The organism is Leucobacter luti (genome assembly GCF_004217175.1).
Classification (GTDB): domain Bacteria; phylum Actinomycetota; class Actinomycetes; order Actinomycetales; family Microbacteriaceae; genus Leucobacter; species Leucobacter luti.
In genome coordinates, this window is sequence record NZ_SHKI01000003.1 from 473,899 (window position 1) to 494,293 (window position 20,395).

General features: G+C 69.3%; 18 protein-coding genes. 7 read left to right on the plus strand and 11 right to left on the minus strand.

The window, feature by feature from the left end; genetic code table 11:
* The first annotated feature begins 64 nt into the window (after positions 1-64).
* The 3 genes from EV139_RS05300 to EV139_RS05310 are packed head-to-tail and all read left to right on the plus strand — an operon-like array spanning position 65 to position 3,814.
* Positions 65-1,621: a purine-cytosine permease family protein gene (locus EV139_RS05300; protein ID WP_130453269.1), complete on the plus strand. Its 1,557-nt coding sequence runs from the start codon at positions 65-67 to the stop codon at positions 1,619-1,621.
* Positions 1,622-1,625: 4 nt separating this feature from the next.
* Positions 1,626-2,750, plus strand: coding sequence for a zinc-binding dehydrogenase (locus EV139_RS05305; RefSeq protein ID WP_130453270.1), 1,125 nt, complete (start codon positions 1,626-1,628; stop codon positions 2,748-2,750).
* Positions 2,751-2,797: 47 nt separating this feature from the next.
* On the plus strand, positions 2,798-3,814 hold the full coding sequence (locus EV139_RS05310; protein ID WP_130453271.1) for a cation diffusion facilitator family transporter: 1,017 nt from the start codon (positions 2,798-2,800) through the stop codon (positions 3,812-3,814).
* A 16-nt stretch (positions 3,815-3,830) separates the two neighbouring features.
* Here EV139_RS05310 and EV139_RS05315 read toward each other — a convergent pair whose 3' ends face one another.
* The 6 genes from EV139_RS05315 to EV139_RS05340 form a co-directional block, all read right to left on the minus strand.
* On the minus strand, positions 3,831-5,336 hold the full coding sequence (locus tag EV139_RS05315) for a glycosyltransferase family 2 protein (protein ID WP_130453272.1): 1,506 nt from the start codon (positions 5,334-5,336) through the stop codon (positions 3,831-3,833).
* Between the two features lie 156 nt (positions 5,337-5,492).
* Positions 5,493-6,830, minus strand: a complete 1,338-nt coding sequence (locus tag EV139_RS05320; protein ID WP_130453273.1) for a dihydrolipoamide acetyltransferase family protein — start codon at positions 6,828-6,830, stop codon at positions 5,493-5,495.
* 18 nt (positions 6,831-6,848) lie between these two features.
* Complete coding sequence (locus tag EV139_RS05325) at positions 6,849-7,853, minus strand: alpha-ketoacid dehydrogenase subunit beta (protein WP_130453274.1); 1,005 nt, start codon at positions 7,851-7,853, stop codon at positions 6,849-6,851.
* Positions 7,850-9,034, minus strand: coding sequence for a thiamine pyrophosphate-dependent enzyme (locus EV139_RS05330; RefSeq protein ID WP_241988971.1), 1,185 nt, complete (start codon positions 9,032-9,034; stop codon positions 7,850-7,852). Before EV139_RS05330 ends, EV139_RS05325 begins: the two co-directional genes overlap by 4 nt.
* Positions 9,031-10,146, minus strand: coding sequence for a histidinol-phosphate transaminase (locus EV139_RS05335; RefSeq protein ID WP_130453275.1), 1,116 nt, complete (start codon positions 10,144-10,146; stop codon positions 9,031-9,033). The genes EV139_RS05330 and EV139_RS05335 overlap by 4 nt, the downstream gene beginning before the upstream one ends.
* 424 nt (positions 10,147-10,570) lie before the next feature.
* Entirely contained in the window at positions 10,571-13,234 is a 2,664-nt protein-coding gene (locus EV139_RS05340) for a purple acid phosphatase family protein (protein WP_130453276.1), read from the minus strand.
* A 227-nt stretch (positions 13,235-13,461) separates the two neighbouring features.
* Here EV139_RS05340 and EV139_RS05345 point away from each other — a divergent pair, with 227 nt between their 5' ends.
* The 4 genes from EV139_RS05345 (at position 13,462) to EV139_RS05360 (ending at position 16,848) form a co-directional block, all read left to right on the plus strand.
* Positions 13,462-13,869 carry a phage holin family protein gene (locus EV139_RS05345; RefSeq protein ID WP_130453277.1) on the plus strand — a complete coding sequence of 136 codons (408 nt, stop codon included), beginning with the start codon at positions 13,462-13,464 and terminating at the stop codon, positions 13,867-13,869.
* Positions 13,870-14,007: 138 nt separating this feature from the next.
* Positions 14,008-15,393, plus strand: coding sequence for an adenylosuccinate lyase (gene purB / locus EV139_RS05350; RefSeq protein ID WP_130453278.1), 1,386 nt, complete (start codon positions 14,008-14,010; stop codon positions 15,391-15,393).
* 125 nt (positions 15,394-15,518) lie between these two features.
* Positions 15,519-16,322: an LssY C-terminal domain-containing protein gene (locus EV139_RS05355; RefSeq protein ID WP_241988972.1), complete on the plus strand. Its 804-nt coding sequence runs from the start codon at positions 15,519-15,521 to the stop codon at positions 16,320-16,322.
* Positions 16,312-16,848, plus strand: a complete 537-nt coding sequence (locus tag EV139_RS05360) for a hypothetical protein (RefSeq protein ID WP_130453280.1) — start codon at positions 16,312-16,314, stop codon at positions 16,846-16,848. Before EV139_RS05355 ends, EV139_RS05360 begins: the two co-directional genes overlap by 11 nt.
* On the opposite strand, the gene EV139_RS05365 is transcribed toward EV139_RS05360, so the two are convergent.
* From EV139_RS05365 to rpsR, 5 genes are all read right to left on the minus strand, one after another.
* Positions 16,845-17,135: an ABC transporter ATP-binding protein gene (locus tag EV139_RS05365; protein WP_130453281.1), complete on the minus strand. Its 291-nt coding sequence runs from the start codon at positions 17,133-17,135 to the stop codon at positions 16,845-16,847. The two genes, EV139_RS05360 and EV139_RS05365, sit on opposite strands and share 4 nt — an antisense overlap.
* Before the next feature lie 31 nt (positions 17,136-17,166).
* Positions 17,167-17,754, minus strand: coding sequence for a hypothetical protein (locus tag EV139_RS05370; RefSeq protein ID WP_130453282.1), 588 nt, complete (start codon positions 17,752-17,754; stop codon positions 17,167-17,169).
* Positions 17,755-17,835: 81 nt separating this feature from the next.
* Positions 17,836-19,212 carry a replicative DNA helicase gene (dnaB, locus tag EV139_RS05375; protein ID WP_130453283.1) on the minus strand — a complete coding sequence of 459 codons (1,377 nt, stop codon included), beginning with the start codon at positions 19,210-19,212 and terminating at the stop codon, positions 17,836-17,838.
* Positions 19,213-19,662: 450 nt separating this feature from the next.
* Complete coding sequence (gene rplI, locus EV139_RS05380; protein WP_130453284.1) at positions 19,663-20,112, minus strand: 50S ribosomal protein L9; 450 nt, start codon at positions 20,110-20,112, stop codon at positions 19,663-19,665.
* A 14-nt stretch (positions 20,113-20,126) separates the two neighbouring features.
* The gene (gene rpsR / locus EV139_RS05385; protein WP_025133395.1) at positions 20,127-20,387 is read right to left on the minus strand and encodes a 30S ribosomal protein S18; all 261 of its coding nucleotides are present in this window, start codon (positions 20,385-20,387) and stop codon (positions 20,127-20,129) included.
* Between the last annotated feature and the right edge of the window lie 8 nt (positions 20,388-20,395).

Genomic DNA, 20,395 nt, shown 5'->3' on the forward strand with positions numbered 1-20,395 from the left:
GACGCGAGTGCGTACAGTATTCCCCGTCGGCACGTACGCCAAGAGCTCGATGAGGAGAACGCAGATGTCAACACAGGTGAGCAGCGATACTGACACCGCGACCTTCGCGGTCGAAGCGCACGGGATCAACCCGATCCCAGTGGCCGAGCGGTGGGCGCGTCCAAAGGACGTCTTCGGGCTGATTTTCGGGGGCGCGAACAGCATCTCCACCGCCGTGCTCGGCACCTTCGCCGTGGTGTTCGGCCTCACCTTCTGGGACGGCCTCCTCGCAATCGTGCTCGGCGTGCTCCTCGGGTCGCTGCTGCTCGTGCCGATGGTGTTCTTCGGCCCGCGCACCGGCACCAACAACGCCGTCTCATCGTCCGCGCACTTCGGCGCGCACGGCCGCCTGATCGGCTCACTCCTCGCGCTGCTCGGCGCGTTTACGTTCCTGGCGCTCGCGGTGTGGGCCTCGGGAGACGCGCTGCTCGCCTCGCTGGCGCGCATCTTCGGCTTCGAGGTGACGCCACTCGCCTCCGGCGCGGTCTATGTGCTCATGGCGGTGCTGCTCATCGTGATCTGCGTCTTCGGCTACAAACTGCTCGTCGTCCTCAACCGCTTCGTTCCGCCCGTGGTGGCGGCGCTGTTCATCGTCGGCATCGTGATCTACGCGAACCAGCCGAGCTTCGGCGAGGTGCTCGCCACGGACGTGGCCGACCGCTGGAGCGATCCGCTCTACATCGGCGGGTTCATCGGCGCGATGCTCATCGCGATGTCGTGCCCGATCTCGTACGGCCCGTTCCTCGGCGACTACTCGCGCTACGTTGCCGGCACCGTGAGCACGCGGCGTCTCGGACTCGCAGTGCTCCTCGCGCAGCTGGCCTGCCTCGGCGCGTTCGTGTTCGGCCACATCACCGCGAGCGTCATCGCCGTGGACAACCCCGCCATGATCATGAGCGGCGACTACGTGGGCGGCCTCGTGGGCAGCACCCCCGCGTGGTTCTTCATCCCGCTCGCGCTCATCAGCGTGGCCGGCGGCATCACCACGGGCACCAGCCTCCTCTACGGCACCGGACTCGACTTCTCAAGCATCGTTGTCGTGCTGAACCGCGTGGTCTCGACCGTGCTCATCGGCGCGGTCACCGTGGTGTTCGTGCTCGTGGGGAAGTTCGTGTTCGACATCGTGCAGAGCGTCACCGCGCTCTCGACGATCCTCGTCGTGTGCACGGTGCCGTGGATCGTAATCATGATGATCGGCTTCGTCACGCGCCGCGGCTGGTACGAGGTCGAATCGCTGCTCGTGTTCAGTCGCCGGCAGCGCGGCGGGAAGTACTGGTTCACGCACGGCTGGAACCTCAACGCCGTGATCGCCTGGGTGCTCGGCGCCGGGACCGCGCTGCTCTTCGTGAACCTGCCGGGCCAGTTCGTGGGGCCGCTCTCGGGCCTCGCCGGCGGTGTGGACATCAGCCTGCTCGTGGCGCTCGCACTTCCCGCGGCGGCCTACTGGCTCCTCCTCGCCCTCAACCCCGACCCGCGCTTCGTATTTGGCCCGGACGGCGCACGCGGGATCCCCGTGCGCACCGGGCGCACCGCAACCCCCATCACCGGCGGACGCCCCGCCACCGCACCCCGAGGAGCCTAACCACGTGAACGCACGAACCGCCACCGCCGCCGTCTACCGGGGCGCAGGCCCAGACGTCGAGATCACCGAGATCACCGTCGCCGCACCGCGGCGCGGCGAGGTACTGGTCGAGATCCGGGCCTCCGGCGTGTGCGGCTCAGACCGCCACGTGATCGACGGTGAGTGGCACGTCCCCTCCCCGACGGTCATGGGGCACGAGGGCGCCGGGATCATCGTGGAGCTGGGCGCGGACGTCACCGGCCTCGCGGTCGGCGACCACGTCTCTCTCGTGTGGAACCAGGCCTGCCAGCGCTGCGTCAATTGCCAGTCGGGAAAGCCGTGGGCGTGCACCGACCTGGTGTCGAACGACTGCGTGATGCCCGACGGCACCACGCGGCTTGCACGCGGCGAGGAGGCGGTGTACCCGTACCTCGCGGTCGGCTCCATGAGCGAGTACGCCGTGGTTCCGGCGAGCGCCGCGATCCGCATGCCGTCCGAGCTCCCCTTCGAGATCGCAGCGCTGATCAGCTGCTCCATCCACACCGGCCTGGGCGCGGTGCAGAACAACGCGCGCGTTTCGGCGGGCGAGTCCTCGGTGGTGGTGGGCTGCGGCGGGGTGGGGCTCTCGATCGTGATGGGGCTCCGGCTCGCCGGGGCGCACCCGATCATCGCGGTCGACCGCAACCCCGAAAAGCTCGCCCTCGCCCTCGAGGCCGGCGCGACGCACGCGCTCCTCGCCGACGAGCACACCGCAGCCCAGATCCAGGAGCTCACGGCGGGCGGAGCCGACGTCGCCTTCGAGGCGATCGGAAACCCGCGGACGATCCAGCAGCTTCCCGGGCACGTGCGGCTCGGTGGCCGGGCGGTGCTCGTGGGCATGCCGCCCGAGGACGCACCGATCCCGCTCGACGTCCTCGACCTCTGCTATCGCGGCATCACCGTGATCGCGTCGAACTACGGCGGCGGCGTGCCGGCCAGGGACTTCCCCCGGTACGCGGCGCTCTACCTCGACGGGCGGTTGCCGCTCGACGCCCTCGTCTCACACCGGATCTCGATTCACGACGTGAACGAGGCGTTCCGCGTGATGCGTTCCGGCGCGGACGCCCGCAGCGTCATCGTCTTCGAGGGCGCGAACCCCGCCACCGCGTAGCGCCCGGGCGCCGGCCCGCCCCAGCGCGGGTTGATAGGGTCGGCAGCATGAACAGCGAGGCGGATGGGGTGCGCGATCAGGCGTGCGATCCGGAGTTCAGCGCGGGTCACCCCACCCGTCCCGGCGCCGCGGCCGCCGGGACGGGGCACGGGCACGATCACGGGCTCCAGGGGGCGAGCACCGCGACCGGGAAGCACCGGAAGCGACTAATCATCGTGCTCTCGATCACGCTCACCGTGTTCGTGGTGCAGGTGATCGGCGCGCTGATCTCGAACTCCCTCGCGCTGCTCGCCGACGCGGGGCACATGCTCACCGACGCAACGGGGGTCGCGATCGCGCTGATCGCGAGCCTCATCGCGACGCTCCCCGCGACCTCGAAGCGCACGTTCGGCTACCTCCGTGTGGAGGTCCTCGCGGCGCTCGTCAACGGGATCGTGCTCGGAGTGATCGCGGTGGTCATCTTCATCCAGGCCATCGCGCGCTTCGGCAGCGAGGTCGAGATTCAGACCGGCCCCATGCTCGTCGCCGCGATCATCGGCGGCGTGGCAAACCTCGTCTCGCTGCTCATCCTGCAGTCGGGCCAGAAGGAGAGCCTCAACGTGCGCGGCGCGTACCTTGAGGTGCTCGGCGATCTCCTCGGCTCCGTCGCCGTGGTGGTCGCGGCGGTCATCATCATGCTCACCGACCTCACGATCGTCGATCAGCTCGCGTCGATCCTGATTGCGCTGCTCATTTTCCCGCGCGCGATCAGCCTGCTCCGCGAGGTCGTGGACGTGCTACTCGAGGCCTCCCCCAAGAACATCGACGTCGATGCCGCGCGCGACCACATGCTCGCGGTCCCCGGAGTTGCCGAGGTCCACGACGTGCACGCGTGGACGATCACGTCTGGGGTCCCGGCGTTCTCCGCCCACGTCACCGTCTCGGACACCGCCTGGGACGAGCGCGGCTACCACGCGGTGCTCGACGAGCTGCGTGCCTGCCTGCACGAGCACTTTGACACCGAGCACGTGACCCTGCAGCTCGAGCCCGTGTCGCACGGGGACGACGACGAGCAGCACCGCTAGCGCGGGCGGCCCCGGATCAGCCGGCCGCGCGGAGCGACGCGTTTCCGTGCGCGGTGGCATAGAGGTGCTCCGCGGCGCCCGCGGCATCGAGCCGTTCGCTCGCACTGAGCCGGACGCGCGCGCCCGAGGCCCCGTCCGCGGTCCCGGCAACCGTCCACAGGTCCACGCGATCGTTGCCGAAGCCTCGCAGCAGCTCCGGTGACAGCACGAAGGCGTAGCTGAGCGCCCCCGCGTCCGGGTCGTACCCGACCAGTCGGCCGGCGAGCGCGACCGTGCGGTCGCGGCGGCGGCACCCGAGGATCAGCCACACCCGCGGCGCACCGCTGGTCAGTCCGGCGGCGACGCGCCGGTTGAGGCCCCTCGCCGCCCGGCTTCCGCCGAACGCCCGCGCCACCCGGTCGAGGCGGCGCACCGCGCGCTGCCGGGCCGGGCCGGGGATTCCGCGCACGAGCCGCCCGCGAGCCACGCTCGGCACCGCGGCGAGCGTGAGCTCGGTCCCGCGCTCGGTGCCGCGCGCCTCGACGACGCGCGCCGCGTGCGCGCACTCCGGTTCGGCCGCGATGAGCGCCGTGAGCCCCACCACGTCTCCGGCTCGAATGAGCGCGAGCTTGCGCCGGTCCGTGGGGTGCGCGATCCGCGCGTCACCCGCGGGCGGGGCGAAGTCGCGCAGGAACTCGCGGTGCAGCGTGACCCACGTCTCCCGCGTCGGAAGCGACATGCGCCCCCACCGGTGCGGTGCGTAGAAGCGCAGGCCCTTCCGCTGGAAGAACTGCAGCACCAGGCGCTGCGCCGCCGTCGGATCCGGCGTGCCCTCGCTGAGAATCGCGGCGATCCGGCGGCACGAGGCAACGTAGTTGACCGGGTCGATCGCGCGCGACGAGATGTTCTGCCCGTCGTCTCGCAGCGCGATGAAGTAGAGCGGCCCTGCGCCGCACAGCAAAATCCGACTGGCGCGAGTGTACGCGCGCGCGACAAAGATCCCGTCTTCAAGCCGCACCCGCTCCTCGGGAAAGCGGAGCCCGGCGCGCTCGATCAGCGCCCGGCTGAACAGCTTCTGCGGCGAGAGCGTCTCCATGGCTCGCGCGATCGACATCTCCCCGGCCGGGTGCCGCCGGAAGAGCGACTGCACTCGCCGCCCGCCGGTTCCCTCGAGGCGCGGGATCACGATGTCGGCGGCGCGCGCCTCGGCCATCCGCACCATGTCGTGCAGCGCGTGTGGCGCCATTGTGTCGTCGGCGTCCATGAAGAACAGGTAGTCTCCCCGTGCGCGCTCGATCCCGCGGTTGCGCGGCGCGCCGGGCCACCCGCTGTTTGGCTGATGCACCACGACGAGGCGGTGATCCCGCTGCGCGAACCGGTCGAGCTCGGCCCCGGATCCGTCCGTCGAGCCGTCGTTGACCGCGACAACCTCAATCTCCGCGAGGTCTTGCGCGAGCACCGACCTCAGCGTGGCCGTGAGGTACGGCATCGCGTTGTACACAGGGATAATCACGCTGACGCGTGGCTCACGTACGTGGCTCATCGGGTCCTCCGCCCAGACGGGCGCGGAAGGAGGCTCCTCGTGCGCCCCCACTGAGGACACTACCGAAGCCGGGCTTGAGATTTGCTGGCCGCACGAGAAGCGCCCCGGCGCGGGCGCGTGAACGCTCGCGCCGGGGCGCTGTACCGCGGCCGCGGCTCAGTCGAGCAGCAGCGCCGGCTCCTCGAGCACCGAGGCGACGTCTGCCACAAACCGGGAGATCACGTCGCCGTCCACGATGCGGTGGTCGAACGAACCGCCCACCGTCGTCACCATGCGCGGGCGCACCTCACCGTTCACGACCCAGGGCTTCTCCCTGATCGTGCCCATGGCCATGATCGCGCACTCCCCCGGGTTCAGGATCGGAGTGCCGAAGTCCATGCCGAACACGCCGATGTTCGTGATCGTGATCGTGCCGTTTGCCATCTCCGCGGGCTGGGTGCGGCCGTCGCGCGCGGTGAACGTCAGCTGCTCGATCGCCTTTGCGAGGTCGAGCAGACTCAGCTCCTGCGCCTCCTTGATGTTCGGCACCACGAGGCCGCGCGGGGTGGCCGCCGCGATCCCGAGGTTCACGAAGTTGTGGCGGATGATCTCGGTCTCCGTGAAGGTCGAGTTCACCTCTGGGTTGCGGCGGATCGCCCACAGCATCGCCTTCGCGAAGATGAGGAGCGGGGATACCTTGACCCCGGCGAAGTCAGACGAGGTCTTGAGCCGCTTCACGAACTCCATCGTGCGGGTGGCGTCAACGTCTGTGAAGACGCTCACGTGCGGCGCCTCCGAGGAGCTCGCCACCATGGCCTTCGCGATCTGCTTGCGCATCCCCTTCAGCGGGATCCGCTCTTCGCGCTCGGCGGCGGGCTGCGGTGTCTCGCGGTTGCGGAACACGCGCGCCTGGCTCTCGTGGCGCTCCACATCAGCGCGCAGCACCTCCCCCGCGGGCCCCGTGCCCTCGACCTCGGACAGCGTGACGCCGAGGTCCTTCGCGAGCTTGCGGATCGGCGGTTTCGCGAGCACCGCTCCGGGCGCGGTTCCCGACGCGGCCACGGCCGGCCGCACCCCGTCGGTGCGCGGGAGCACCGGCTCCCCGCCTCGGCGGCGGCGCGACTTGGCTGCGCCCGTGGTGCCGTAGCCGACGAGCACCGCGCCGGCGGGCTCCTCGTGCTCGACGGTCGCCGCGGCGTCGGCCGCGACGTCTCGGACCTCGGCGGTGACGGCCGCGGGCGCGGCGGGCGCAGCCCCGGCATCCTGCCCGGCCCCGTCGGTCGCGACGCGCATGATCGGATCGCCGACGGGCACGGTCTGCCCCGGTTCGGCGAGCAGCTCGGTGACCGTGCCGACAAACGGGGAGGGCAGCTCGACCACCGACTTCGCGGTCTCGATCTCGCAGATCACCTGGTTTAGCGCGACCGCGTCGCCCGGCGCAACGTGCCACGCGACAATCTCAGCCTCGGTCAGCCCCTCGCCGACGTCCGGCAGTGGAAACGACATCTCACTCATAGCGGTTCCTCCGTCGGGTTAATACTGCAGTGTACGGTCGACCGCTTCAAGTACGCGGTCGGCGTCGGGCAGGTACAGCCCCTCAAGGTGGGCGGGCGGGAACGGCACGTCATAGCCGGAGACCCGCAGCACGGGCGCCTGCAGCGCCGTGAACGCGTGCTCGGTGACGGTGGCGGCGACCTCGCTTCCGAGACTCACCCCGCCCTGCGCCTCCTGCGCGACAACGAGGCGGCCCGTCTTGCGCACCGACGCGATCAGCGGCGCGTAGTCGATCGGCGACAGGCTGCGCAGGTCGACGACCTCGAGGCTCGTGCCCTCGGACTGCGCCACCTCGGCGGCCTGCAGCAGGGTCGTCACCATCGCCCCGTGACCCACCACGGTGCAGTCGGTGCCGGTGCGCGCAACTCGGGTCTGGTGCAGCCCGGCGACGGGGGCGGTTGGATCGACCTCCCCCTTCTGCCAGTACTTGGCCTTGGGCTCGAAGAACAGCACCGGGTCGGGCGACTGGATCGCCTGCTGGATCATCCAGTAAGCATCGTTCGGCGTCGACGGCGCGACGACCCGCAGGCCCGGGGTATGCGCGAAGTACGCCTCCGGGCTCTCCTGGTGGTGCTCCACCGCGCCGATGTGCCCGCCGTAGGGCACGCGGATCACCACGGGCATCGGTACGGCCCCGTCGTGGCGATTCGTGATCTTCGCCAGCTGAGTCACGATCTGGTTAAAGCCGGGGAAGATGAAGCCGTCGAACTGGATCTCGCACACGGGCCGGTAGCCGCGCATCGCGAGTCCGATCGCGCTGCCGATGATGCCGGCCTCGGCCAGTGGCGTGTCGAGTACGCGCGCGGATCCGAAGTCCGCCTGCAGCCTGTCAGTGACGCGGAAGACACCCCCGAGCGGGCCGATGTCTTCACCCATCAGGATCACCCGGTCGTCGGCCGCCATCGCCGCGCGCAGCCCCTCGTTGATGGCGCGGGCGATGGGCAGCGTGCCCGGCTCGCTCAGCGTGGTCACGGTGCCGCTCATGCGCCCGCCCCTTCCTGCGTCTGGAACGAGGCCTCATAGCGCGCGAGCCAGGCCCGCTGCTCCTCGATCCGCGGGTGTTCTTCTGAGTACACGTGCGCGAACATCGAATCGGCATCGGGCGGCGGCAGCTGGAGGATCGCGTCGCGCGCCACCTTGGCCTCCCGGTCGGCGGTCTCGCGCACCTCAGCGAAGAACTCGTCGCCAACGCCGAGGGACCGCAGGTGCGTCTCGAGACGCGCAACCGGGTCGCGCGCTTCCCAGTGCGCGAGCTCTTCCTCCTCGCGGTACCGCGTGGGGTCGTCGCTCGTGGTGTGCGCCCCAATCCGGTAGGTCAGCGCCTCGATGTAGCCGGGCCCGTGGCCGGTGCGCGCGAGCTTGAGCATGCGCCTGGCCACCGCGTACGCGGCGAGCGGGTCATTGCCGTCGATCTGCACGGCGCGGATGCCAAAGCCGATGGCGCGGCGGTACAGCGGGGTGCGTGACTGGCGCGCGACCGGCACCGAGATCGCCCAGCGGTTGTTCTGCACCACGAAGACCTCGGGGGTCTGGTAGCTCGCCGCGAAGATCATCGATTCGTTTGCGTCGCCCTGGCTGCTCGTCCCGTCGCCGTAGAACACGAGTGTCGCCTCGCCGGTCGCGGTGCCGGCCTCGCCGGCGTCGAGTGCCGGGTCCCCCGCCGCACGCTTCGCATCGAGCAGCTGGCCGAGCGCGTAGCCCGTCGCGTGCTGCGTCTGCGCGCCGAGCACGAGCGTGTAGAGGTGAAAGTTGCCGTGCGCTGGATCGGTCACGTCCCAGCCGCCGTGCGTGAGGCCGCGGAACTGCGCGGCAAGCTGCACGCGCGGCACCCCGCGGATGTGCGCGATCGTGTGCTCGCGGTACGCGGGGAAGATGTGGTCCTGCGGCTCGGCAGCCCGGCCGATCCCGGCCTGGCACCCCTCCTGCCCGATGCTCGGGACCCACAGCGCGAGCTGCCCCTGCCGCTGCAGGTGCGTGCACTCGACGTCGAACGCGCGAGTGGACACCATGTCGCGGTACCACTGCGAGAACTCGGCGACGCCCACGCCAGCGAGCTCGTCGGCGTACTCAGCGGCGGTCTCCGACGGGGCGTAGTTCCCGTCGGCGTCGAGGAAGCGGATCGGCTCCGGATCCTGCGTGTCAATGGTGAGTGCGGACTGCGTCACGCGGCTCCTCCCAGCTGCGCGAGAAATTCGCGCACGTGTTCGATGATCACGGCGAGGCTCTCGTCCTCGCCGACTGAGATGCGGACCCCCGCGCCCGCGAACGGACGCACGAGCGTGCCGGCCGCGGCGAACGACGCCCCGAGCGCGAGCGCATCGGGCACGCCGCCGCCTCCGGCCGCGGTCTCCGGGATCCAGACGAAGTTTCCCTGCGCGTCCGGCACGTCGAGGCCGAGCTCGCGCAGCCCCGCACCCAGACGGTCGCGGCGGTCGACGATCGCGGCCACGCGCTCCGCGTGCACGGCGCGGGCCTCCGGGGTGAGCGAGGCGCGCGCCGCGCTCTCGGCGATCCCGGTCACCGAGAGCGGGATCGCCACGCTCGCGGCGGCGCGGAAGATCGCCGGGTCCCCCACCCCGTAGCCGATGCGCAGGCCGGCGAGGCCGTAGGCCTTGGAGAACGTGCGGAGCACCACCAGGTTGGGGGAGCTGGCGAGGATGTCCTCACCGCGCACCGCCGCCGGGTCGGTGACGAATTCGCGGTACGCCTCGTCAAGCACCACCAGGGTGTCTGCGGGCACGCGGGCCAGGAAGCGCTCGACGTCGGCACGCGCGAGCGCCGGCCCCGTCGGGTTGTTCGGGGTGCACAGCAGGATCACGCGCGTGCGCTCGGTGATCGCCGCGGCCATCGCGTCGAGGTCGTGCTCGGCGGTCGCGGTGAGCGGCACGCCCACGGGCGTCGCACCCGAGGCGAGCCCGAGCGCGGGGTAGGCCTCAAAGCTCGGCCAGGCGTACAGGTACTCATCCCCCGGACCCGCGGCGGCGTGCACGAGCTGATAGAGGATCGCGACGGAGCCGGCTGCGAGGTGGACGTGGTCGGCGGCGACCCCGAACTCGGCGGCGATCTCCGCGCGCAGCTCGGGCATCGCCGCCGCGGCGTAGCGGTTCACGTCCCCGCGCGCGGCGATCGCCGCCGCGACGCCGGGGAGCGGGGCGAACGGATTCTCGTTGCTCGACAGCTTGAATCCGGGTTGCGTGGGCGTCGCCCCCTGCCGATAGGCGGGGACGGCGAGGACCTCGGGGCGGAACCGCACCGGCGGCGGGGCGTTATCGCTCATAGGCCCAAGTGTATCGAGGGGGTATCTCCGCAGCGGGATACGCCCGCGCGAATCTCTCCCGGACCGCCGAGGCGCTGCGCGCCACCGAGTCGGCCCCCGCGGGCCTGGGCGGCGAACCTCGTGGCCGCCGCGGCCGGAGCGAAAACATATTCGACTCGAGGGCTGGACGATTACAAAACACCAGATCCCAGGCGCACATGGCTTTCCACATGTGGATAACCCTGTGCATGAATCGAAGCTGTGTGCCGCACATTCTGCACAGGGCGTGGGAAAAAGTGTGGATAACTCGAAAACTTCTGCGAAATTACAACGGTGTAATTCAACAGGCAGCCGCGGCCCTGCCCACACTCGTGAAACGGGGACAGCCCCCGACAAGAACGTGTCCTTGTCGGGGGCTGTCTCCGGAGCTGGGCAGCGCCGTCCGCTAGCCCTGACGCGCCGCCGCTCGGCGGCGGGCCAGCAGGATCGCCGCACCCGCGACGAGCAGGCCGGCGCCGCCGAGCACGAACGGCAGCGCCGCGCCGCCGGTGCTCGCGAGCTCACCGCTCTTCGCGCCGCCGTGTGCAGCGGCGGTGCCGCCGCCGGTTCCTGCGTCGGTTGATCCGCCGTCGGTGGCTCCCCCGTCGGTGGCGCCGCCGTCGGTCGGTCCGCCGTCAGTGGCTCCCCCGTCAGTGGCGCCGCCGTCGGTCGCGCCGCCGTCAGTGGCTCCCCCGTCGGTCGCGCCACCGTCAGTCCCGCCATCCACCGCCGGCGTCACCGTGAGTGCCGCCGCGATTTCAGCGCCGTTCGGCAGGATCACCACGATCTGGTGCGCGCCGGCCGGGGTGTCAGACGGGATGGTTCCCGCGAACGCGAACGAGCCGTCCGCCTGCACGGTGGCCGCGCCGAGCGACACGGGGTCGGAGCGCAGTTCAACCGCCAGCTCGGAGCCCGGGGCGAACCCGGAACCGGAGAAGCTCAGCTCCGCGCCAGCGGCCACTGAGTCAAGCTCAAGGCGCAGCGCCGGCCCGGCGGGCACGGCGACGCCGGCCTCGGTGACGTACTTCGCACCCGTGGCGTACTTCGTCACCGTGAACTCGTCGTACAGATCGCCCACGGCCTTGTCGGTCGTAGCGCCCGCCGTCTTTTCTGCCAGATAGGAGCGGTACACCAGCTGATCGGAGCTCACGTCGATGACCTGGTAAGTCGTGACGCCCTCGCCGCGCAGCACCTGGGTCGCGCCGTTGTTCGTCCACACGTTGTTCCCCTCGGGCGCGAGGCTGTAGTGCTTGGCGCCCGAGTTCGACACCGCGTAGACGGGGCCGCTCGTGAGCCCCGGCACGTCGGTCGCAGTCGCGTTCACAAATCCGCGCGCGTACACGTGGTCGTGCCCCATGAGCACGAGGTCGATGTTGTGCTTTTCGAAGACGGGCACCCAGTGCTTGCGCAGCACGGGCTCATCGCGCCCCGACGACCCCGAGAACACGGGCTGGTGGAAGGTCACGACGTTCCACTTCGACGGGCTCTCCGCGAGGATGAAGTCGAGCCACGCCGCCTGGTACTGCGTCCAGAGCTCGGCGACCCGCTTCGACGGGCAGGTGTCGGCCGCGCAGGCTGGCAGGCCGCTCGGGGTGAGGAAGGTCGTGTCGCGCGTCGCGTTCAGGGTGATGAAGCGCACCCCCTGGTAGTCGGTGTAGTACACGGTCTCCGCCGCGAACTCGCTCCAGTGCGCGAAGTAGGCCGCAGCCTGCCGCGCCTCCTCCGTATCGCCCTGCGCGAGCTCGGCGAGCGCGCCGATCGTCTCGAGCTTCGGCTGGTTGCGCGGGTACTCGAAGTTCGCCTTCCACGCGGAGAGCAGCTTGTCCCCGGTGTACTCGTGGTTGCCGGGGGCCGCCATCACGTTCGTGGTGGCCGCCGAGTTCTTCATGCCCTTGAACCAGTTCAGCCACTGCGCCTCGTTGCTTGACGAATCGATCAGGTCGCCGGCGTGCACGGACCCGATGGAGTTCGTGGTGCGCGCCTCCGCCTGGCGCACGACCTCGGGCCACGTGCTGTCGAGCCCGATCTGCGCGTCGCCGTAGTAGACGAACTGGAAGTCGGTGGCCGCGGGGTCGGCGGTCGTGAACTCGATCCACTCGCTCCAGCTCCCCGGCAGCCCCACGCGGTAGCGGTAGTCGGTCCCGGGGGTGAGCCCCTCGACCGTCGCCGAGAAGTGCTGGTTCGGGTTGCCGTTCACCACGCCAGCGGCGTACGCGTCGACCGCTCGCGTCTCGCCGCCCGCGGCGAGACCGATCTCGACCTGGCCGAGGTTGTGCGTGGCGTCGCCAGCGAGCCAGGAGAACGACTGCGAGGTCTCGGGGGTCTCGGTCGGGGTGAGGATCACCCGGGTGGGCGGCGCCTCAACCACCTCACCCGGCTGGCCGGCCGCGGTGAGCGTGAGCGTCGACATATCGAAGTAGGCGTCCGAGGAGCTCGCGCGGTCCTGGTACAGGGCCACCGCGATCGTGTTCTCCCCGTCGCGCAGCAGTTCGCCGCTCGCCGAGAACGTGCTCGAGAGCGGGTCGCCGTTGCTGTTGCCCGCGTACTCGAGGTTGGTGGTCTCGGTGATCCGCTGGTCCTCGTAGCTGGCCACCTTGGTGCCGTTGACCCAGACCACGAGCGCGTCGTCGTAGATCACGGTGCTCGTGAGCGACGCGACCTGCTCGGCAACCCCGGCCTCGAGGTCGAAGCTGGTGCGGAAGAAGTAGGTGGGGATCGTGGGCGCCTTCGTCCCGTCGATGTAGTGCTCAAGCTTGGTGGCCGGCGTGTACGGGCCGACGGCGACGAGCGCGTTGTTCTTCACCCCAAAACCGCCGGGTGCGGTCTTCCAGCCCGAGTCGTCGTACTCGGGGGCGACCCAGGCGCGCACGTTCGCGTCGCCGCGGGCCGGATCGGTGTGGTCATCGAGGTACTGCCAGGACGTGCCGGTGCCGACGAGCGGCGCGGTGGGGACCTCGGGGGCGACCGCGGCTGCGGCGGTCGGGATCAGCAGGCTGCCACCGAGCAGCGCCGCGAGGGCGAGGGCGGTGCCGCCCCGTCTCGCGCGCGCAGCGGGGGTTGTCTGGGACATGACGTTCCTTCGTTTGAGTCAGGCACGGGCGCGGCCCCGCACGGTGCGCGCGGGGCCGCATCCACTCCATCAAGCCCGGGTAACCGCCCCGGGGCCCACACGCGGCCGCGCGGTGGCCGCGGGGTGACCGGGCGATGACGAACCGGGGCCGGCGTGAGCGCGGTGCCCCGGACCGGCCGGTGGCCGGGGACCGGCCTCACCCCAGCCGCGGGTGACAGAATGGCAGTATGCGATCCATCATTCGAGTACTCGTGAGCGCGTTCGCACTGTGGCTCACCACCCTCATCGTGGGCGGCAGCGGCGACCACGGGGTGTGGATCACCCCCATCGAGATGGACAATTACGGCCACCTGATCACGCTGCTGCTCGTGGCGCTGGTGTTCGGGCTCGTCAACGGCACGCTCGGCCGCGTGGTGCGGTTCGTGTCGATTCCGCTGTACATCATCACCTTCGGCCTGTTCGGGCTCATTGTGAACGGGATCATGATCGCGGTGGTCGCCTGGCTGAGCGGACTCGCGGGTTTCGGCCTCGAGGTCGAGAGCTTCTGGTGGGGGGTGCTGGCAGCCCTCGTGCTCTCAATCCTGTCCGGCATCATGAACAGCCTGCTCGGCACACGGAAGAAGCGCGGGCGCTAGCACCGCGCGGCGCAGGGTCATGCGCGTCCGAGAGGCCGCCGCCCGTGGGAGAATGAGTGCGGATCGCGCGCGCCCGCACGAGAGTGCCGGCGGCAGCGCCACGCCTCAGCCGCTCGCCCCGACACGCACGGAGACGCCATGACCCCCCTGCCCCCGCAGCCCATCAGCCCGCTCGATGGCCGCTACTTCGCCGCCGTCGCGCCGCTCGGCGACACCCTCTCCGAGGCCGGCCTCAATAAGGCGCGCGTGCACGTCGAGGTTGAGTGGCTCGCCTACCTCAGCGAGCACTCACTGCTCGGCGGTGCGCCGATTCCCGCGGAGCAGCTCGCATCGCTGCGCGCCTGGGCCGCCGATTTTGGGCAGGCCGAGATCGACGAGCTCGCGGAGACCGAGAAGACCACGCAGCACGACGTCAAGGCAGTCGAGTACCTCGTGCGCGCCCGGCTCGAGTCGCAGGGCCTCGGGCACCTCGCCGAGCTCACGCACGTGTGCTGCACCAGCGAGGACATCAACAACCTCTCGTACGCGCTCACGGTCAAGCAGGCGATCGCCGACGTGTGGCGCCCCCGCTTCGAGCGCGTCATCGCGGAGCTTGCACGGCAGGCCGAGGAGTACCGCGAGCTGCCGATGATGAGCCGCACGCACGGACAGCCGGCCACTCCGACGACGCTCGGCAAGGAGCTCGCGGTGTTCGTGTACCGCCTTGAGCGCCAGCTCAACCAGATCGACGAGAACGAATACCTTGGCAAGTTCTCGGGCGCGACCGGCACCTTTGCCGCGCACCTTGCTGCTGACCCAGACACCGACTGGGCGCAGGTGTCGCAGGAGTTCGTCGAGGGTCTCGGCCTCGACTGGAACCCCCTCACCACGCAGATCGAGTCGCACGACTGGCAGGCGGAACTCTACACCCGCATCGCCCACGCGAACCGGATCCTGCACAACCTTGCCACCGATATCTGGAGCTACATCTCCATCGGCTACTTCCGGCAGATCCCCGTCGCCGGGGCCACCGGGTCCTCGACGATGCCGCACAAGGTGAACCCCATCCGCTTCGAGAACGCCGAGGCGAATCTTGAGCTGTCGAACGCGATCCTCGACTCGCTCGCCGCGACCCTCGTCACGAGCCGCTGGCAGCGCGATCTCACCGATTCGTCGGCGCAGCGCAACATCGGTGTCGGCCTCGGCCACTCGGTGCTCGCGCTCGACAACATCCTGAAGGGCCTGGGCCAGATCGACGCGGCCCCCGAGGCGCTCGCGGCCGACCTCGACGCGAACTGGGAGGTGCTCGGCGAGGCGATCCAGACCGTGATCCGCGCCGAGGTGACCGCCGGTCGCTCAACCATTTCAGACCCGTACGCGGCGCTCAAGGAGCTCACCCGCGGCCGCCGCATCGGCCAGGCCGAGCTCAGCGAGTTCGTTTCGGGGCTCGAGATCGGTGACGCGGCAAAGCAGCGCCTCCTCGCGCTCACGCCGGCCACCTACATCGGCGACGCCACCCGCCTGCTCGACTACCTCACGCGGTAGCCAGACGCGCGCGCGGTGCCCGCTGGAGCGTGTTTCCCGTGGACACCGCGCGCCGGGCGGGCACGGCTCGCTACGATGTGACCATGTGTGCTGCGCCGAAGCCTCGCCCCCGCAAGGGTCGGCGCGTGCCGCTGTCTGCGGTGTTCGATCAGTTCTTCTTCATTTATGCGGCCCTGGCCGCCGGCTGGCTTGCCTGGCTGCTCCTCACGGAGACGTTCTCGATCGGCTGGTTCGGGATCTTGTTCTTCGTCGCGTTCTGGGTGCTCCTGGCGTACCTGCTGCTGCCCCGGCTACACCGCATCCTCACCACGATCTACGTCCCCGACTATTTCATCGGCCGCACCAGGACGAGCGACGGCTTGCTCGGCGACCCGATCAACATCGCGCTGCGCGGCGACGAGGCGGCGCTTCACGCGATCCTCACGGATGCCGGGTGGACGCGGGCCGACCCCGTCACGCTGCGCTCCTCCTGGGGCATCATCGTGTCCACGGTGACGCGGCGCAGCTACGATCGCGCCCCGGTCAGCCCGCTCTTCCTGTTCGGCCGCATGCAGGACTTCGCGTACCAGCAGGAGGTCGAGGGAAACCCGGCCAAGCGCCACCACGTGCGCTTCTGGCGCACTCCCGACGGCTGGCTGCTCCCCGGCGGCTCGCGCGTCGACTGGCTCGCGGCCGGCACCTTCGACCGCGCGGTTGGCTTCTCGCTCTTCACCCTCCAAATCACACACCGCATCGATGCCGACACCGACATCGAGCGCGATCACGTGGTCGCCTCCGTGCGGGCGGCGCACCCGGAGGTGGAGCTCATCACACTCCACGATTTCTCGACCGGCTATCACTCGCGCAACGGCGGGGGCGACAGCATTCGCACGGACGGCGATCTCCCCATCATCGTGCTCCCGAGAAACGAGGCACACGATGTCAGGTGAACCGCGCAAGCGCATTGCGATCGAGTCGGCGAGCGAACTCCTCGCCGAGGAGCCGGCGGCGCAGAGTGCCAAGCGGCCCGGAGCCCTCACCGGCGGTATTCTCCTCGTGCTGGCCCGGTCGCTCGGCGTGGTGATCTGGATTCTCGGGTTCCTCGTTGAGTGGCCCAAGCTGCGCGCGGAGTTCGATCTCGATCACGAGTCGTCGGTGTGGGTGCTCGGAATCGTGATCGGTGCCGTGGCGCTGTGGGCGCTCGTGCTCCTGCTGTTTGGCGTCGGTCTCTGGCGCGGCAGCAATACGGCCCGGATGCTCACCCAGTTCTGGGCTGCGCTGAGTATCACCGCTGCCGCGATCACCTACTTCTCCACGGGTGACACCATCGCGTTGCGAGCCACGCTGCTCACGCTGTCGCTCGACATCCTGATCCTGCTGGCACTGTCGAGTCGTGACGCGCGCGCTTGGACGCGCGGGAAGTCACGCCGCTGGATCGCGCATGATCGCGCGGCACAGGCGGATGCGGTCGGCTAGTGCCAGTTCGCGTCGCCATCGGGGCGATGCAGGTCCTTGCGGGCCACAAGATCCTCAGCGCTGGGCTTGCCGCCCAGGCCCACGAGCGCGACCATGACCGCGGACACGACGAAGCCCACGCCGAGGAAGATCACGCCGAGCAGCAGATCGCGCGTGGTGAGCAGCACCACGAGCCCGGCAAACACGCCGAGCACTGCCGCGAATCCGACGAGCTCCAGCGGTCGCAGGCGATCCCGGCGCGACGGAGTCACGGAATCGTGCGTGGCGGGCTCGGGGTTCTGAGTCATCGTCTGCTTTCGGGTCGAGCGAGTGTGTGAGTTACGGGGCGACCGGCGCGGCGTCCGCCGCGGCGGGCGCGCTGGAGCGCCGAGTATCGAACGCGGAGATGCCGAGGAAGACCCCAACGAGGAGCGCGTACGCACCGAAGAACCCGATGATGGCGACCTGGTCTTCGCGAACGAACAAGACAAGGAGCGCGAGCAGCACTCCCGTGCTGCCGAGCAGGGTGGCGTCCTGGCGCGTGCCGGGCCGCACCGCGGCGCCGATGAACTCAAGGAGGCCAGAGATCAGGGCCCACGCCGCGACCACCAGGGCGAAGCCGATCGGGGCGGTGGTGAACGGAAGCGCGAGTGCGGCGCCGAGCGCCACGACGCCGAGCAGCAGCGGTACCGGGGTGCGCGCGCCGCCGCGGAGTGAGAACCACTCGACGAGGTGCGCCACGCCAATGCCGCCGAGACCCGCGGCGACGAGGCCGAGGTTGAAGCTCAGCTGCTCGTGCATGGGTGCGGAAAAAGCGATGGCCATTCCGACGATGAGGAGCACCGCAACTCTGACGAGACGGACCGGACGCGTCACCCCCGACTCGGGAGCCGTCGAACGCGTTGATGCCTCTACCGCAGCGGACATGCCACCCCTTTCTGTGTTCTGCGACAGTCTACCTCGGCCCCCAGGGAGGTGCCTGCGGGGCACGGACGACCGCGGGCGGCGCTACAGGCCGCTCGGCATGTCCTGGAAGCGCGAGTAGTGCCCCTGGAATGCCACGGTGACGGTGCCCGTGGGGCCGTTACGCTGCTTCGCGAGGATGAAGTCTGCCTCGCCGGCGCGGGGGCTGTCGCGATCACCCACGGCTTCGCGGTGGAGCAGGATCACCATATCGGCGTCTTGCTCGAGCGAACCGGACTCACGGAGGTCGCTGATTGCCGGCATCTTGTCAGCGCGCTGCTCGGACGCTCGGTTGAGCTGTGACAGCGCGATCACCGGCACGTCGAGCTCCTTCGAGAGCAGCTTCAGCGCGCGCGAGAACTCCGAGACCTCTTGCTGGCGGCTCTCGGACTTCTTGCCGCTCGACAGCAGCTGCAGGTAGTCGATGACTACCATGCGGAGCCCGTGCTGCTGCTTCAGACGCCGGCACTTTGCGCGGATCTCGACGAGCGTGAGGTTGGGGCTGTCGTCAATAAACAGCGGGGCCTCGGCCACGCGGGCCTGCGTCGCGGCGAGCTTCTGGAAGTCGCGGTTGTCGAGGGCGCCCTTGCGGAGCGTCTGCATGGGAATGCTCGCCTCGGCTGCGAGCAGTCGCATCGCGATCTCCGCGCGCCCCATTTCGAGCGAGAAGAACACGGTGGGCGCGTTTGCGTGCACGGACGCGTTGCGGGCGACGTCCATCGCAAGCGTCGACTTACCCATTGCGGGTCGCGCGGCGATGATGATCATCTGGCCGCCCGCGAAGCCGTTGGTCATGGCGTCGAGCTCGCTGAAGCCGGTGGGCACTCCGAGCATGCCGCCATCTGAACTGTTCGCCTTGTTGATCTCTTCGAGTGCCGCGTCGACGGCGAGGTGCAGGGGGACGTAGTCTTCGCCCTGGCTCTCTCCAGTGACACCGTAGATCTCCGACTGCGCAACGTTGACGAGGTCGATTGCCTCACCCTCGCCCGCGTAGCCCATCTGCACGATGCGGGTTCCTGCCTCCACCAGGCGGCGCAGCAGCGCCTTCTCCGCGACGATCTCCGCGTAGAAGCTGGCGTTCGCGGCGGTCGGGACAATGCTAGTGACCGTGTGGAGGTACTCAGCCCCGCCGGCGCGCTGAAGCTCGCCCGTCTTGGTGAGCTCGTCGGTGACGGTGATCACGTCGGTGGGCTCGCCCCGCGAGTAGAGCGAGAGCACCGCTTCGTAGATCACCTCGTGCTTGGGCACGTAGAAGTCGACACCCTTGAGGAGGCCCGTCACATCGGCGACGGCGTCCTTCGAGAGCAGCATGCCGCCGAGCGCGCTCTGCTCGGCGAGCAGGTCGTACGGGGGCGTGCGTTCGTGCCCGCGGGGGGCCTGCTCCACGTACTCATCTGGAATACCCAGGTGTGCGATCGACACTCGATCACTCCTTTTCGATGCGGTGGGTCAGCGGCACTGATATCACACACCGAACCCCAGACATTCACGTTACGGGTACTCGAGGCCCGCCTCAAACACCGCCCGATCCAGCCTGTGGATAACTCGGTGCATAACTTGCCACTTTGAGCCACATGTTGTCCACAGGCTTGGGGACAAGCTGTGGAGGAAATCCGAACTGAAACCTAGAAAATGCATCTGACCAGGCATTTATAGTTTCAACAGGGAGAAAGTTATTCAAGCTTCAGGTACACCTTGAAGCCACTCGCGGCGTGCAGCATGTGGAGAACTACCCCGAGATTTCGGCGATGTCAACTCCGACACGGCACCAAATCGACGACACGCCGACACTGAGTGTTCACTCCGCCGAAAACGAAACGGCGGGGTGACGATTCGTGAGAATCATCACCCCGCCGTGCCGGGTGCGAGCGGCTAGCGCTGCGAGATGACCTGGAGGGTCACCGTTGCGTCGACACCCTCGTGGAGGTGCACAATCGCCTTGTACTCGCCGGTCGACTTGATGCTGGGCACCGTGATCTTCCGCTTGTCGATCTCGCCGAGACCCGCTGCCGAAACCGCCGCGGCAACCGCAGCCGGCTTCACTGAGCCGAAGAGGCGGCCGCCGGTGCCGGTCTTCGCCTGGAGGCGGATCTTGCCGTCCTGGAGCTTCGCCTTGAGCGCCTGAGCGTCCTCGGCCGAAGCGAGCGCACGCGCGTCGCGAGCGGCGCGGAGCTGTGCAACCTGAGCCTCGCCACCGCGAGTCCAGTGCACCCCGTAGCCCTGGGGCACGAGGTAGTTGCGTGCGTAGCCGGTCTTGACGTCAACAACGTCACCAGCGGAACCGAGGCCCTGGACCTCGTTCGTCAGAATTACCTTCGCCATGATTCTCGTTCTCCCTACCGGCCGGAACCGGCGTAGGGGAGGAGTGCCATCTCGCGGGCGTTCTTCACGGCCTTCGCGATCAAGCGCTGCTCCTGCACGGACACGCCGGTGATCCGACGGGCGCGGATCTTCCCGCGCTCGGAAATGAACTTGCGAAGCGTTGCGACGTCCTTGTAATCAATGACGCCGACGGTCTGCTTCTTGGCGGGTGCGACGACCTTTGCGTTCTTGCCGCGACCCGGCTTGCGGCCTGCGCCGCTGGACTTGCCTGCCATAGTTGGTC